Genomic DNA, 17,181 nt, shown 5'->3' on the forward strand with positions numbered 1-17,181 from the left:
GTACTAAACCTAAACCCTAAAAATTAATCTATAAAACGCTTTAGTAATTTACGAACATCTTTTGTGCCATCTACATAATATTTAGCTTGTGTTTTTTGGTGTCCTACTTTTACAGTAATAGCAGATTCTGGTAATTCTTGAAACATAAACTCGTCTGTCCAATCATCACCTATAGCAAAAACAAAATCGTAAACATCATCATTATAAACACGCATAGCAGCACGACCTTTGTTAACATTACTACTTTTTATTTCCATTACCTTGTTGCCGTTTAATACGCTTAAATCGTCATTAGCTATTAAGCTAGTTAATACAGTGTTTAATTCGGTAGCTCTTTTGTTTCCAAAATCTGGATCTGTTTTTCTGTAATGCCAAGCTAAAGAATAATTTTTAACTTCAATAAAACTACCAGGTGTGCGGTCTACAAAAGATTCTAAAACAGGATGTATTTTTTCCATCCAATCTTTTTTTACGTTTTCTAGCATTCTAAATTCTTCACCTTCTTGGGATATCCATACACCATGTTCTACAATCATATTGTATTTTTTGTGTAAAAACCACTTGGTAAATGTTTCTTTATCTCTGCCACTTATTAAGTACATAACAGTGTTTGGTTGTGAAGATATACGGTCTAATAAAGCGTATAGTTCTTCATCTGGATTAGCTTTTTGTGGATCATTTTTAAAAGCGGCTAAAGTGCCATCATAATCTATAAATAACAGTCTCTTTTTAGCCGATGTATAGTTTTGTTGTATTGTATTTAAGAGCTTCTCAGATAATTTTTTAGAAACAAAAATATTGCTATTTTCTCTTTGCTGTTTTAAAGAGTTTACAAAATCATTAGCCCATTTTTCAACATTGTAACGTTCTAATCTTTTTTGTAAAATATCATTGCGCTCTTGTTGTTCTTCTACTGGCATATTTATAGCTTGTTGCAAGGCATCTACAGTCTGTTCAAAGTTATTAGGGTTAATTAGTAATGATTCATTCATCTCATTAGCAGAGCCAGCCATTTCACTTAAAATTAAAACCCCAGTTTTGTCTGTTCTTGTAGCAATGTATTCTTTGGCAACCAGATTCATACCATCACGAATAGGAGTAAGCCATGCAATATCGCAAGAAGTGTATAAATCTATTAAGTTTTCAAAAGGCATAGATCTGTAGAAATACCAAATTGGTGTCCAATTTACCGTAGAGAATTCTCCATTAATTCTACCAACCAACTCATCAACTTCTTTCTTTAATAATTGGTATTGGGGTACATTAGATCTAGAAGGTACAGCTAAAATGATTAGCCTAACCTTTTCTTTATATTCAGGGTGTTTGTTTAAAAAATATTCAAAAGCATTCAATCTTTTTGCAATTCCTTTAGTGTAATCCAATCTATCTATAGACAAAATTAATTTTGCATCTTTTGTAGATTCTTTGTGTGAATTTAATCTTTGTTGAAAATCTGACTGATGTTCTGTTGCGTTTAGTGAATTTGCTTTACCAGCTTCGCTAAATTTTTTGTAGTCTATTCCCATAGGAAAAGAATCTACTTTAACAATTCTATTTTCTATATGAACTTCGTTAAAACTAACATCTAATCCTAATAAACGTCTCACAGAACTTAAAAAATGCCTTTCATAGTCATAGGTATGAAACCCAATTAAGTCAGATCCAAGTAATCCTCTTAAAATCTCTTCACGCCAAGGTAGTGTTCTAAATATTTCATAAGACGGAAAAGGAATATGTAAAAAGAAACCAATAGAAATGTCTGGCTTTTTCTCCTTAACCATTTGGGGTACTAACATTAATTGGTAATCGTGAACCCAAATAATATCATCGTCATCTGCCTTAGCAATAATTTCATCTGCAAACTTTTGATTTACTGTTTTATATATTTCCCAATTATCAAGTTCAAACTCAGAATACTCTAAAAAATAATGGAACAATGGCCATATTGTTCTATTGCTAAATCCAAAATAAAACCCATCTACTTCTTCTGCATTTAGTTTAACTTTAGCACATCCGTGATCTTTTAAAGTAGCATCTATCTTACTTTCTAGCTCTTTAGGGATGTTTTCATCTGTTAAACCGCTCCAACCAATCCATAAATCATTACTTCCAGAGTGTACAGATTTCATCCCCGTTGCCAATCCGCCAACACTGGGAGTTGTTTTTATTTCATTATTATGAATTTCCAATTGTACTGGTAGTCTATTTGAGATAATGATAGTTTTACTCATAAATCGGTATTTTTTGGTAGTATTTAATTGATTTTTGTATAAATTTCGATAAAATTGGTAATAAAACCTACTAATTAGAAATGTTTAACCCTAATTTATTATATGGATAATTTAGACTACGGAATTATAGGAAATTGTAGAAGCGCAGCCCTTATCTCTAAGAATGGTGCAATTGAATGGAGTTGCTTGCCTGCATTTGATTCTTCCTCGGTTTTTGCTAAGATTTTAGATGAGAATAAGGGAGGTAGTTTTGAAATCCTAACGACAGAAGACTATAAAATTACACAAAAATATGTAACCCAAACTGCAATATTAGTTACCACATATACTAGAGGAGAGCATATTTTTGAAGTACGAGATTTTATGCCAAGATATAAAACAGAAGATGGTTCTTATTACTCGCCACCAGAAATTATACGCTATGTTAGGTACATCTCTGGGACTCCAAAATTCAAGGTCTTATATGATCCTAAGTTAGAATATGCTGCCGGAGAAACAAAGACATATATAAAAGACAATTTTATTACTAGTTTAACACACGGAGAAAAGTTTGATACAGTTTTTTTATACACCTCTTTTAATAAAGAAAGTGTAATAAACGGTACAGAAATAGAGCTAACTGAAGATGGTTACTTTTTGTTTGGGTACAATGAGAAGATTTTTGCACCAAGTGTTAAAAAAGCATATTTAGAACAACAACGTACCAAGGTTTATTGGTTAAACTGGAGCGGAAAAATTCCTAAGTACGAATTATATAACGACGAAATAAATAGAAGTTCCATAACTTTAAAGTTGTTAACTTACGATAAAACTGGTGCTGTTTTAGCCGCAGCAACCACTTCTTTGCCAGAAACTATTGGTGAAGTAAGAAACTGGGATTACCGTTTTTGTTGGATTAGAGATGCCTCTATGGTTATAAAAGTTATGTCCGAACTAGGACATAAAAACGTAGCCAAAAGATACTTGCAATTTATAATAAACCTTATACCAGATAAGGACGAGAAGTTGCAAATAATGTATGGCATTAATGGTGAAAAACAGTTAACGGAAGAAACTTTAGAACATTTAGATGGTTATAAAGGATCTAAACCCGTACGTGTAGGTAATGCAGCTTACAAACAAAAGCAGAACGATATTTACGGCATTCTTATGGATGTTATTTACGAACAGCTTGTTAAGTTTTCTACCGATTTAGAAAATGGAGAAGATTTGTGGGGTATAACAAAAGGTATTGTTTGGATTGTAGAGAAGCACTGGAAAGAAGCCGATAAAGGTATTTGGGAGTTTAGAGCAGAAGATCGTCACTTTACATTTTCAAAAGTTTTATGTTGGGTAGCAATAGATAGGGCTATTAAAGTAGCGAGAATCTTTGATAAAAACCATAAAATTGAAAAGTGGACCAAATTAGAACAAGAAATTAAAAGAGATATTCACGATAATGCTTGGAATGAGGATGTTAATGCATTTACACAGTCTTACGGGTCTACATATTTAGATGCTTCCGTTTTGCTAATGGAATCTTATGGATTTATACATGCTAAGCACCCTAAGTTTGTTGCAACAGTTAAAGCTGTAGAAGAAAACTTATGTAATGATGGTTTGCTGTATAGATATAAAAATGAAGACGATTTTGGGTTACCATCATCATCATTTACTATTTGTACTTTTTGGTTTATTAATAGTTTATTTAAAATAGGTGAAGAAGAGAAAGCACGTATGTATTTTGATAAATTATTAGGGTATAGCAACCACTTAGGATTATTTAGCGAAGATGTAGATTTTAAAACAAAAAGACTTTTAGGTAATTTTCCTCAAGCATATTCTCATTTAGCTTTAATAGAATGTGCTCTTAATTTCTCAGCAAAAAAAAATGAAGAAAAAATACTAGAATCTATGAGAGAGTAGGTTAGTGACTTTTTCATTAGTGTATTATAAAAAAGATCCCTTATGCAATTATAAGGGATCTTTTTTATCTATATATTTTAATTTACTTCAGCTAAAATTTGTTTTAATAATTGCTGCAAGTGAATTTTAGTTGTAAACGGATTCATTATAGTTACACGTAAATAATGTATGCCTCTTAGTTTTGTTTGTACAATGTAGAATTCGCCTTTTTCTAATAAAGATTGACGAATTTTTTCATTTAAAGAATTGGTTTCTTTTTCTGATAACGCATCATTTATATACCTAAAGCATACAATGTTTGATGCAGGTTCTACCGCAATTTCAAAATTTGGATTTGCAACAACCATTTCAGCAAATTGATGCCCTAAGTTGTAAAGTGTAGTTACATATTCATCAAAAATTTCTTCACCATAAGTTTTTAAAATAGTATACCAATGTATGCTTGCCATTGTTTTAGTACACTCAAACGTACGTTTGGCAATGTTGTACCAATCTTCTTCTTTAGATTCTTCTAATAAATAATCTGCTTTCTGACTAAATGTTGCGTGTGATGTGTTGCCGTCTTTAAAGAGTAGGGCAGTAGTAAGTGCTGGCATCATCATCATTTTATGACCATCTATTACTATAGAGTCTGCTTTTTCTATTCCTTTTACCGTATGCTTATAGGTTTTAGAGAATATTGCAGCGCCACCGTGAGCACCATCTACGTGAAACCATATATTTTTTTTTGCACTAAACTCTGCAATAGCTTCTAAATCGTCATAAATACCAGTAGAGGTAGATGGCGCACTACCAATAATGGCAAATATTTCTATTCCAGAGCTTTTTGCTTTCTCGTATTCTTCATTAAGTAAGCTAATATCCATATTAAAATTAGAGGTAGATGGTATTTTTATAATTCCGACATCTCCTAATCCCATAATTCTTGCAGCTCTATCTACACAGTAATGTGCTTCTTCACTAACCATAATTCCTAACGCATTAACGCTTCCTTGGTTCCATACGTTTGTAGTTGCTTTTGCTTTACGTGCTGTAAGTAACGCTGTTAAGTTGGCTAATGTGCCACCAGAAGTTAATATACCGTTAGAAGCTATTGTATAGCCTGCTTTTTTACAAATGTAATCTGTAACAATGCGTTCTATTGCAGATGCTGCCACACCCATTTCATAAACAGCCATACCATTGTTTAAAGATGCACTTAGCATTGCTGTAAGAGCTGTAATAGGCAAAGTAGGTGTTACTTGATGTCCAATATATTTAGGATTGTGTACATGTATAGAGTGGTCTATTATAGTGCTAAACAAGTTTTCTTGATTGCCATTTTCTAAATAGTCTTTCCAAAAAACGTGTTCATCCTTAGGCTGACTCCAATGTATAACCTTGGTGTTTTTTTCTTGAATTGTATTTTCAAAATGATCTGCTAGTTGATCTACTAAATCGTGCCCTCTTTTTCTGAAATTTTCTGGACTATAAGCTTCGGCTAATTTTTTCAATCTATAAGAATTAAATAGTTGTTGTAAAATTAAGCCTTTTAAACAAAAAAAACCATCAGCAAAAACTGATGGTTTGTTAAATCTCTGCTTTGTAAGCTTCAATTCGAATTAGTCAATCTTTATTCTTACTTACAAAAAGTAAGTAAGAACGGCAGTAAATATAGTCCCTTTTATGTTAAAAACAATATTTGTTTTCTGCCTTTACTTTTTCTGCAATTTCGTTACGTAAATCTACGATGTCTGGATAGTTTTGGTACTTAGTAAAACGCTTAAGTCCCATTAACATCATACGTTGCTCATCGCCTTCAGCAAAAGAAATAATACTTTCTTTTCCTTTTTTCTCTATAATATCTACTGCATTGTATAAATACAACTTAGACATTGCAATTTGAGTTTTCTGAGAATCTTCACCAAAACGTTTTGCGTTTTTCTCTGTTCTAAGAATAGCAGATTCTGCCATATAGATCTCAATTAAAATATCTGCAGCAGCAATTAATAATTGTTGGTGTTCTTCTAATTGTGGTCCAAATTTTTGAACAGCACCACCAGCAACCATTAAGAATGTTTTCTTTAGTTTCTTAATCATTACCTTTTCTTCTGAAAATAATTCAGAAAAATCTGGAGTTTCAAAAGAAGGAATACCCATTAGTTCGCTTTGTACTTCACTAGCAGGACCTAATAAATCTACGTGACCTTTCATTGCTTTTTTAACCAACATACCTACAGAAAGCATACGGTTAATTTCATTTGTGCCTTCGTAAATACGAGCAATACGTGCATCTCTCCAAGCAGCTTCCATAGGTGTTTCTTCAGAGAAGCCCATTCCACCAAAAATCTGAATACCTTCATCTGCACAACTTTGTACATCTTCTGATACAGCAACTTTTAATATAGAACACTCAATAGCGTATTCTTCTACACCTTTAAGTTCTGCTTCTTGGTGTGTATTACCAGCAGCTTCACGCATTGCTATACGATCTTCTATGTTTTTAGAAGCTCTATATGTTGCAGACTCACCAACGTAAGCGTTAGTTGTCATTTCAGCTAATTTTATTTTAATAGCTCCAAAATCTGATATTGGAGTTTTAAATTGCTTGCGCTCGTTAGCATATTGCACACCAGTTGTTACAATTCTACGTTGAGAATCTAAACAAGCAGCTGCTAATTTAATACGACCAACGTTTAATGCGTTCATTGCAATTTTAAAACCTTCTCCACGACCAGCAAGCATATTTTCTGCAGGTACAACAGTATCGTTAAAGAAAACTTGTCTAGTAGAAGAAGCTCTAATACCTAGTTTGTGTTCTTCTTCACCTAATGTAATGCCATTAGCGTTTTTTGGATCGTACTCAACAATAAAACCTGTAATGTTTTTATCATCTTCAATACGAGCAAAAACAATCATCAAACTACAGAAACCTGCATTTGAGATCCACATTTTTTGTCCGTTAATTTTGTACGACTTACCATCATCAGAAAGAGTAGCAGTTGTTTTACCTGAATTTGCATCAGATCCTGCACCTGGCTCTGTTAAACAATAAGCACCAAACCACTCACCAGTAGCTAATTTAGGAACGTATTTTTGTTTTTGTTCTTCGGTACCATATAATGTAATTGGCATTGTACCAATACCAGTATGTGCACCAAAAGCAGTACTAAAAGAACCAGTACCACTAGAGATGTAATCACAAGTTAATACTGTAGATACAAAGCCCATTCCTAGTCCGTTATATGCTTCAGGAACAGCAACACCTAAAAATCCTAATTCACCAGCTTTACGCATAACTTCTTCTGTTAATGCATAATCTTTAGCTTCGAATCTTGCTTTGTGTGCTATAATTTCACGTTCGTTGAATTCAGCTACCGCTTCTTTCATCATTGTTTGTTCTTCTGAAAAATCTTCAGGAGTAAAAACGTCTTCGCAATTTGTTTCTTTTACTAAGAATTGACCTCCACGTAGGATATCTTTTTCTGTATCTGCCATTTGTTTTTTTATATTAGATTATAGAAGAAAGAAAATAGAATATAGACTCAGTTTAGTCCGTTTTGGAATCCCATTGTCATTCTTTGGAATTCTTCTATTTTATCTTCAATTGTTTTTAATATTTCGTTGTTTATATATTTTCTATGTTTTGCTACTAGTAATTGAGTTCCTAATTCAAAGGAAGAATCTAAAGCAATATCTAGATAATGACTAAAAGATTTATCTGTTCTAGAAGAACCCTCAGCAATGTTGCTTGGCATTGATACTGAGCATCTACTTAATTGTGAACTTAAATCAAATCTCTCGTGCTTTGGAAAATTTAATAATATATAAGAAATATAATTTGTAATCTATAAACCGAGCTTCCAAATTTTTAAATTTCTATAATTATGTCTTTGTTTAGCGCACATTTGTCTTTACTCTTTGCTCTTTTCTCTTTTTAGTTCAGAAACTCAAATATTCCACAAGCTCCTTGTCCTGTACCTACGCACATTGTAACAGCTCCGTATTTACCTTTCATATCACGTTTACGCATTTCATCAAATAACTGTACAGATAGTTTTGCTCCTGTACAACCAAGTGGATGACCTAGTGCAATTGCACCACCGTTTACGTTAATAATATCTGGATTAAGACCTAATTCTCTAATTACTGCTAGAGATTGAGAAGCAAAAGCTTCGTTTAATTCAATTAAACCTAAATCTTCTTGCTTTAAACCTGCTTGTTTTAATGCTTTTGGAATAGCCTTAACCGGACCAATACCCATAATGCGAGGTTCTACACCTGCAGCTGCATAGTTAACTAAACGAGCAATAGGTTCTAGATTTAATTCCTTAACCATATCCTCACTCATAACCATTACAAAAGCAGCTCCATCACTCATCTGTGAAGAGTTACCTGCTGTAACGCTACCACCAGCAGCAAATACCGCACGTAATTTAGCTAAAGCTTCTTTGCTGGTTCCTTTACGCGGACCTTCATCTTTAGTTACTGTGTAAGATTTTGTTGCTTTCTTTCCGTTAGCATCAATATAAGTTTGTTCTACTTCTATTGGTACAATTTGGTCTTGGAAACGATCTTCTGCTTGAGCTTTTAAAGCTTTCATATGCGAGTTAAAAGCAAACTCATCTTGGTCTTCACGAGAAACTTTAAATTGCTTTGCAACAGCTTCAGCAGTGTTACCCATTCCCCAGTAGTAATCTTCGTGTCCTGCTTTAACTATATCGTAGTTTAATTCTGGTTTAAAACCAGTCATAGGAACACTACTCATACTCTCTGCACCACCAGCAATAATACAATCTGCCATACCGGCTTGTATTTTTGCAGTAGCCATACCAATAGTTTCTATTCCAGAAGAACAAAAACGGTTTACGGTAACACCAGGAACATCAACAATATCTAATCCCATTAGAGAGATTAAACGTGCCATATTTAGTCCTTGAGCTCCTTCTGGCATTGCGTTACCAACAATAACATCGTCAATACGCTTTGGATCTAAACCAGGCAGCTCACTCATCATATGTTTAATGGTTTCTGCAGCTAATTCATCTGTTCTTTTAAAACGAAACACGCCTTTTGGAGCTTTACCAACTGCGGTTCTATATGCTTTTACTATATATGCTGTTTTCATTTTTCTTAGTTTCTTAAAGGTTTACCTTTGGTTAACATGTGCTGAATTCTTTCTAGTGTTTTACGTTCTGTACATAAACTTAAGAAAGCTTCGCGTTCTAAATCCAATAAGTATTGTTCGCTAACAAGTGTTGGTTCAGATAAATCTCCACCAGCCATTACGTAGGCTAATTTGTTTGCAATTTTATGGTCATGCTCACTAATGTAGTTACTATCTTCCATAGAATCTGTACCTACTAAGAACATACCTAAAGCTTGTTTACCAAGTACTTTAACATCTGTTCTGCGTACTGGCTGTGTGTAGCCCATGTCTGCCATTAATTTAGCGTGTTGTTTTGCTACAGCTATTTGGCGATCTTTATTTACTACAACAATATCTTTTCCTTTTTGCAAAAGGTTAGAGTCAAAAGCTTCGTAAGCAGAAGTAGAAACTTTTGCCATACCAATAGTTAAGAAATGCTCTTGTAATACATTTAATTGTACATCTCCTTTGCTAAATAGGTCAGATGCTCTTAAAGCCATTTCTTTAGAACCACCACCACCAGGAATAACACCAACACCAAACTCTACAAGGCCCATGTAAGTTTCTGCTGCTGCAACTACTTTATCTGCGTGCAATGATAACTCACAACCACCACCTAAAGCCATTCCGTGTGGAGCAGAAATAGTTGGGATAGATGAATAACGCATACGCATCATTGTATCTTGGAAGTATTTAATAGCCATATTAAGCTCATCATACTCTTGTTCAGCAGCCATCATAAATATCATACCTATGTTAGCACCAACAGAGAAGTTTGCAGCTTGGTTACCTACAACTAAACCAGCAAAATCTTTTTCAGCAATATCTATAGCTTTATTTAAACCAGCTAAAACATCACCACCAATAGTATTCATCTTAGATTGGAACTCTACGTTAAGTATACCATCTCCTAAATCTTCTACAACAACTCCAGAGTTTTTAAATACTTCTTTTGTTTTTCTGATGTTATCTAGAATGATAAATGAATCTTGTCCAGGAATCTTAGTTTGTTTTTTAGATGGAATGTCATAAAAGTATGAAGCGCCATCTTTTACAGTGTAAAATGATGTACTGCCAGAAGCAATCATATCATTAACCCAAGCAGCTGGCTCTAGACCTTCCGCTTTCATTAATTCTATTCCTTTTTCTACTCCAATAGCATCCCATATTTGAAATGGACCGTGTTCCCAACCAAAACCAGCTTTCATTGCATCATCAATCTTGTACAATTCATCTGAAATTTCTGGAATACGATTAGATACGTAAGCAAATAAAGCAGTGAAACTTTTTCTGTAAAACTCACCAGCCTTATCTTTTCCTTTTACTAATATTTTAAATCTGTCTACTACTTTATCAACAGTTTTAGTAAGTTCTAAAGTTGCAAATTTTGCTCTTTTAGCAGATCTATATTCTAATGTGTTTAAGTCTAATGATAAAATTTCTTTTTTACCTTCAGCAGAAACAGTTTTTTTATAAAATCCTTGTCCAGTTTTACTTCCTAACCATTTGTTCTCCATCATTGTATTGATGAAGTCTGGCAATTTAAAAAGTTCTAAACGTTCGTCTTTTGGGCAATTTTCTCTAATTCCGTTTGCTACGTGAACTAAGGTGTCTAAACCAACAACATCTACAGTTCTAAAAGTTGCAGATTTTGGACGGCCAATTACTGGTCCAGACAATTTATCTACTTCTTCTATAGTTAAGTCTAAATCTTTTACTGCATGAAACAAGCTCTGAATACTAAAAATACCAACACGATTACCAATAAAGGCCGGAGTATCTTTTGCAACTACAGATGTTTTACCTAAAAATTGTTCTCCGTAACCGCTTAAAAACTCTAATACAGAAGCATCAGTTTTTGGTCCAGGAATAATTTCAAATAAATTTAAGTAACGTGCAGGGTTAAAAAAGTGCGTTCCGCAGAAATTTTTCTGAAAATCTTCAGAACGACCTTCACTCATAAAATGAATAGGGATACCAGAGGTATTAGATGTAATTAACGTTCCTGGCGTACGGTACTTTTCAAGCTTTTCAAAAACTTGTTGTTTTATATCTAGCCTTTCAACAACAACTTCCATTATCCAATCTACATTGGCAACTTTAGCAATATCATCTTCTAGGTTACCCGTAGTAATACGACTAGCAAATTTTTGATTGTAAATAGGAGAAGGTTTAGATTTTAAAGAAGCTGTTAAAGCATCGTTTACCAACCTGTTTCTAACTACTTTGTCTTCTAGTGTTAAGCCTTTCGCTTTTTCTTTGTCGTTTAGTTCTCTAGGAACAATGTCTAACAATAGCACTTCTACACCAATATTGGCAAAGTGACAAGCAATGCCACTACCCATAATACCAGAGCCAATTACAGCTATTTTTTTTATGTGTTTGTTCATTTTTATTTAGACCTATTTATTAGTTATATTTTATTTAAAAATTTCTTTTTTAGCAATTAGCGCATTTATAGTTTCTGTTACCTCAAAAAAGTTATTTAGCTTTTCTTCTGGTATACTTGCTTTTATAACGCTATTAAATTGAAATACAGTATCCTTAGATAGGGTTCTTTTTTCTAAACCTATATCAGTTAGGTGTATTATTACGCCTCTTCCATCATTTGGGTTAGGTTTGCGAACTATAAATTTTTTTGCTTCTAAACTCTTTAATATCCTAGATAGACTAGTGGCTTCCATTCCCATTTTTGGGCCTAATGCAGTAGATGCAGTACCTGTTTTTGGGTCTATACTTAATAGAGTAAAAGCCATAGCCATAGTGTTATTATGGTTCTTTGCTTCTTCGTTATACATTTTGGCTACAGCTAGCCAAGTTTCTCGTAAAGCATAATCTATGGTAATCTCCTTCATTTGATGTTTCAATAGGTTACCAAATATAGTAAAATTTATTATGCATGCATAATAAATTCAATAAAAAATGAGAGCTTAATGTATGCTTAACATTAAGTATACGTTGTATGTGAAGTAGGGTAGTAGTTTAGCTGCTAATGATTTAGGGTATTAGCAGCTAATTACAATTTAGTATCCGTAAATATCATTATAAAGAGCTTTATATTTCTCTTTTATAATTTTTCTTTTAAGTTTTAGAGTAGGGGTTAAGTGTCCGCCTTCTACACTCCATGTATCTGCTGTTAATCTAAATTGCTTAATTTTTTCCCATTTAGCAAAGTTTTCATTGGCAGCATCTACTTCTTCTTGGAAACGAGCAATTACATCTTTATTAGCAACAATTTCTTCATTGCTACCTAGTTCAAGATTGTGTATTTTTCCCCAGTTTCTAATAAACTCAAAATCTGGTTGTATAAAGGCAGCTGGCATTTTTTCGCCTTCACCAATTACCATTACCTGATCTATAAATCTAGATTGTTTACATCTGTTTTCTAATAACTGTGGCGCAACATATTTACCACCAGATGTTTTAAACATCTCTTTTTTACGATCTGTTATTTTTAAGAAGCCATCAGCATCTATTTCGCCTATATCTCCTGTATGAAAATAACCGTCTATAATTACTTCTGCTGTTTTAGCTTCATCTTTATAGTAACCCATCATTACTTGTGGACCTTTAATACAAATTTCTCCGTCTGATGCAATTTTAACTTCTGTATTCTGAATAGGTTTACCAACGGTGCCAATTTTAAAACCACCATTACGCATATCGTTTACAGAAACAACAGGAGAAGTTTCTGTTAAGCCGTAACCTTCCATAACACCAAAGCCTGCTGCGTTAAATACGCGAGCTAAACGTGGCTGCAATGCTGCACTACCAGAAGCCATAACACCAACTTCGCCACCTAAAGCAGCTTTCCATTTGCTAAAGATTAGTTTACGTGCTATTGCTAATTTTTGTTCGTACCACCATCCGTTTGCTCCATAAGGTTCATATTGTAAACCAACATCTACAGACCAAAAGAATAATTTCTTTTTAATACCAGTTAAAGCAGCTCCTTTAGCTATAATTTTATCGTAAACTTTTTCTAGCAACCTAGGTACAGCCGTCATTACATGCGGGTGTATTTCTTGTGCATATTCACTAATTTGGTCTATTGGCGCATAGTGTATAGTTGCACCACAATACTGGTACAAATAAATTAACATACGCTCGTATACGTGACATAGTGGTAAAAAGCTAAGTGCTTTAGATGTACCTAATGCTATTGGTATTCTTTTAAAACTTCCTAAAGCATTGCTCACAAGATTTTCGTGAGATAACATAACACCTTTAGGTCTTCCGGTTGTACCAGAAGTATATATTAGAGTAGCTAAGTCTGTTGCCTTAACGCTATCTTTTAGTTTTTCTACTTCAACTTGGTTAGATTCGTCTTTACCAAGCTCTAACATTTCTGACCAATTTTTACAATCGTCCAAATCATCAAAAGAATAAACTTCTAATAAAGACGGTACTTGATCCTTAATTAATTTTACTTTTTCAAAAACATCACGACAAGAAATAAAACAGTATTTAGCTCCAGAATGATTTAAAACATAGGCATAATCTTCTTCTGAAATAGTTGGGTAAACAGGCACGTTTTGTGCGCCCAACTGCAGAATTCCAATATCCATAATATTCCACTCCATTCTATTGGTTGAAGATATTACGGCAATTTTGTCGTCCTTAGAAACACCTAACCTTAACAGTGCCCTACTCATTGTATTTGCTTTGTCTATATACTCTTGCGTAGACATATATACCCACTTGCCATCATACTTTGTAGCTAATGATTGTTGTAGGTTGTATTCTTTTAATTGATAGTAAGGAAAATCAAATAATCTAGTAACTTCTTGCATAAGAATTGATTGTATCAGAGTTGCAAATTAAGAAAAGGAATGCTTATTTTAAAATTAGATTCGTAAAAAAACACTGTAAATTCTATTATTTTCTTAGTTTAGTTTAGTAAAATGCTATAATTTAACAAGTTAACATTTTGTTAAAATTGTATTTAGATTAACAATTGTTTTGTTTTTATTCTTTTTAACTTAATTAAGGACACTTTTATTGCTAAACGCATATCTAAAATACAACAATTATTAACCAGAAATATATAATTATATGTTATAATTTTATTCTTAAGTGTCTCTTTTTTAGAGCTATTTGTGCTGTATTACCATTTGTCTACAGTAAACCGCATTTTATCGTACAAAAAGAACAAGCTATCTTTATGTAAGATAAATATATCTAAGTGTTTAGGATATTTGCCGTAATTAATTAACGCCCAAATTATTAATTATGAATAAATATCTACACAACTTAGGTTACATAAAAAAAAAGATTATACTTTTTTTGTTTTCAGCTATTACAGTTATAAGTATAAATGTATCCGCTCAGTCAGATCCTTTTGAGTGCGACTTTAATGCGTATTTATTTCAGACTAACGATGTTTATGCTTTAGATTTAGCTTCGGGAAGCTCTTATTTAGTTGCAGAAGACATAGTGCCAGGTAATATTAATGCAGCTGCTTATAATTCTGCAGATGGTTATATTTGGGGGTACTTATCTTCTCCGCAGATGTCAATAGTACAAATAGGAAAAGATTTTACGCCAACAATACATACTATTCCAGAATTACCTAATAATGGTAATAAGTATGTTGGAGACATTAATTTGGACGGCATTTATTATTTAAGAGCTGGTGGCACTACATATTACGCAATAGACTTAAATCCAGAGTCTAATAACTATTTAGAATATATAGGTTCTTACACTTTAGATACAAGTATTAGTATTCATGATTGGGCTTTTAATGCTGTAGATAGTAAAATATATAGCGTTAGTAAAAGTACAAATAAATTGTACAGAATTACAGCAGAAACAGGTATGGTAGAAGATTTAGGTGAAGTTCCTATTTTAGCAGGACTTACTTATACATATGGTGCTGTTTATTTTGATGTAGATGGTAACCTTTATGTTTCTGCAAACCAGACAGGTTCTGTGTATAAAATTAATAATGTACAAGATATTACGCCAAACAATATAACATCTAATATATTTGCTTTTGGCCCTTCTAGTTCTTCTAACGATGGTGCGCGTTGCCCAACAGCTCCAGTGCCACAAGAGAATTGTACAAACGGAGTAGATGATGATGGTGACGGGTTAGTAGATTGTGATGATCCTTCTTGCTCTGGTGTTAGTGCTTGTCCTGTAATTACAACAACTTCTGGTGGTAACGATGGCGGATTAGAAAGTAACGATAGACTTGCAAATTTAATTACCAATAGAAATTACAATAGAGCAAAAAACAATTACATTTTTGATAAGCTAACTGCTGCACAGGTAACAAAAAGTAAAGGGTATAAGCTTAGTGGAAAATACGATAGTGCTAACATACCTCTAAATGCACTTGTTCCTTTAGGTGTTCTTGGAGAAACTAGTACCATAGAATCTTCTCCGGCAGATTTACTAGCACTTACAAATGCTAGCGATATTTTCTCTGTAGATTACTTATCTGGAAACGAAACTATTGGAGCCTTAATGGTTATTAAAACTGAAGATAAAGTGTATGAGCACAGTAAGTTTATTTGTGATCGTTTTTTAGGAGCAGAATTACTATCTGTTTCAAGTTTAAAGGTAAGAGATAACAATTTTATAAAATCTATAATTAAACAAGCAGATGGCAATAAGGAATTTGCATTGTCTTTTTCTGCAAGACTTAATGCAGATAAGAGTTTTACAATAGAATCTCATTGGAACATAGATGCGTATGAGAATAATAGTATGTTTTATAATTTTCAGATATGGTCTAATTCTGTAGATGATTTAGTGCTGCTAGCAGAAGAAATATTGTCTTTGTTAGAGGCTAATAACAAAATAGCAGCGTACAAAGGTTCTGCGCCACCACCAGTATTTGTTAGGTCTGCAAAATATGTAAACGGAACTGTAGAAATGCAGGTTGTTAATACAAACGTTTCTAAAAAAATAACTTTAGAAGGCGGATTAAAACGTACCGAAACTAGTGAAACAGATAAAGTAACGTTAGAATCTTCTTTAGATAAATATATAGATGTAATTTCTGTAGAAACGGGTGCTTTATTCGATTTAGGTTTTAGACTTAAAAATGAAAAAGGAGATACTCCAGATGATTTATTTGTTGCAGATGCTCCTTGGGGATTAGACAATTCTTCTGCTTCTACATCTATTGATATTTATGAGATAGAACAAAACAACGATTCGTATTTTGGAGATGGTTATAGAGTAGAGCGTAACGTGCATTTAAAAGGCACAACACAAGAGTATTTAGGAGCATATAGAGCTTTTAATCCTAGATTCTTGGCAGTAGATTTATCAGAATATAAAAAGTTGTCTTTTACTGCATCTGGAACAGGAACCTTAGAGGTTAAATTACTTAAAGGCTCTGGAGAACCATATATTGCTACTGTAGAACTAACAAGAGAGGCTAAACGTTTTGTTATAGAAGATAGCGATTTTAAAAACGAACATGGAGGTACAACAGATTATGCATCTTTAAAAGTATTGTTGTTTAACTTAAAATCATTAGACGGTAGTTTGCAAGAAAAAGAATTACAATTGTCAGATATTGACTTTAATAATACAGAAGAAAGAAACAACTATTTATCTAAAAATAAAACCAAATCTATATTACTACCAAACCCTGTAGAGGAAAAAACAACACTTTATTTCTATGAAGAATTAGCTAGTAAATATACCTTAGAATTCTATACAATCACTGGTACATTAATACCTGCACAAACTATTGTTGGTACAGCAAAAAAAGGACAAAATAGTATAGAGATAAATGCAGAAAAGCTAGCATCTGGAATATACCTTTACAAGTTAATTAGCTCTAATAATGCTATGTGGAGCGGTAAAATGATAAAAAGATAACTAAACACAACCATAAGTAAACACTACCATTGCAAACACAAACCATTGCAAAAAAAAGCAGGATTTTTATAA

The 17,181-nt window shown here is 33.0% G+C and carries 10 protein-coding genes; 2 read left to right on the top strand and 8 right to left on the bottom strand.

Annotation, left to right across the window (positions count from 1 at the left end):
- Positions 1 to 23 precede the first annotated feature (23 nt).
- Positions 24 to 2,231, bottom strand: coding sequence for a bifunctional alpha,alpha-trehalose-phosphate synthase (UDP-forming)/trehalose-phosphatase (locus BT107_RS00720; RefSeq protein ID WP_072301843.1), 2,208 nt, complete (start codon positions 2,229 to 2,231; stop codon positions 24 to 26).
- Positions 2,232 to 2,333: 102 nt separating this feature from the next.
- Here BT107_RS00720 and BT107_RS00725 point away from each other — a divergent pair, with 102 nt between their 5' ends.
- Positions 2,334 to 4,136, top strand: a complete 1,803-nt coding sequence (locus tag BT107_RS00725) for a glycoside hydrolase family 15 protein (protein ID WP_072301844.1) — start codon at positions 2,334 to 2,336, stop codon at positions 4,134 to 4,136.
- A gap of 77 nt (positions 4,137 to 4,213) precedes the next feature.
- Here BT107_RS00725 and BT107_RS00730 read toward each other — a convergent pair whose 3' ends face one another.
- The 7 genes from BT107_RS00730 to BT107_RS00760 all read right to left on the bottom strand — a co-directional run bounded on the left by BT107_RS00730 (position 4,214) and on the right by BT107_RS00760 (position 14,057).
- Complete coding sequence (locus BT107_RS00730; protein ID WP_072302873.1) at positions 4,214 to 5,629, bottom strand: pyridoxal phosphate-dependent decarboxylase family protein; 1,416 nt, start codon at positions 5,627 to 5,629, stop codon at positions 4,214 to 4,216.
- Between the two features lie 175 nt (positions 5,630 to 5,804).
- Complete coding sequence (locus BT107_RS00735; protein WP_072301845.1) at positions 5,805 to 7,613, bottom strand: acyl-CoA dehydrogenase family protein; 1,809 nt, start codon at positions 7,611 to 7,613, stop codon at positions 5,805 to 5,807.
- A gap of 47 nt (positions 7,614 to 7,660) precedes the next feature.
- Positions 7,661 to 7,963, bottom strand: coding sequence for a four helix bundle protein (locus BT107_RS00740; protein WP_244543102.1), 303 nt, complete (start codon positions 7,961 to 7,963; stop codon positions 7,661 to 7,663).
- An 89-nt stretch (positions 7,964 to 8,052) separates the two neighbouring features.
- Positions 8,053 to 9,243, bottom strand: a complete 1,191-nt coding sequence (locus BT107_RS00745; protein WP_072301846.1) for an acetyl-CoA C-acyltransferase — start codon at positions 9,241 to 9,243, stop codon at positions 8,053 to 8,055.
- A gap of 5 nt (positions 9,244 to 9,248) precedes the next feature.
- Positions 9,249 to 11,654: a 3-hydroxyacyl-CoA dehydrogenase/enoyl-CoA hydratase family protein gene (locus tag BT107_RS00750; protein WP_072301847.1), complete on the bottom strand. Its 2,406-nt coding sequence runs from the start codon at positions 11,652 to 11,654 to the stop codon at positions 9,249 to 9,251.
- Positions 11,655 to 11,684: 30 nt separating this feature from the next.
- Positions 11,685 to 12,119, bottom strand: a complete 435-nt coding sequence (locus BT107_RS00755; RefSeq protein ID WP_072301848.1) for a MarR family winged helix-turn-helix transcriptional regulator — start codon at positions 12,117 to 12,119, stop codon at positions 11,685 to 11,687.
- A gap of 168 nt (positions 12,120 to 12,287) precedes the next feature.
- Positions 12,288 to 14,057 (bottom strand): AMP-dependent synthetase/ligase, encoded by a 1,770-nt coding sequence (locus tag BT107_RS00760; RefSeq protein WP_072301849.1) that lies wholly within the window; start codon positions 14,055 to 14,057, stop codon positions 12,288 to 12,290.
- 439 nt (positions 14,058 to 14,496) lie between these two features.
- Here BT107_RS00760 and BT107_RS00765 point away from each other — a divergent pair, with 439 nt between their 5' ends.
- Positions 14,497 to 17,109 carry a DUF6923 family protein gene (locus BT107_RS00765; protein WP_072301850.1) on the top strand — a complete coding sequence of 871 codons (2,613 nt, stop codon included), beginning with the start codon at positions 14,497 to 14,499 and terminating at the stop codon, positions 17,107 to 17,109.
- The last annotated feature ends 72 nt before the right edge of the window (positions 17,110 to 17,181 follow it).

Source organism: Cellulophaga fucicola (assembly GCF_900119145.1).
Taxonomy (GTDB): Bacteria; Bacteroidota; Bacteroidia; order Flavobacteriales; family Flavobacteriaceae; genus Cellulophaga; species Cellulophaga fucicola.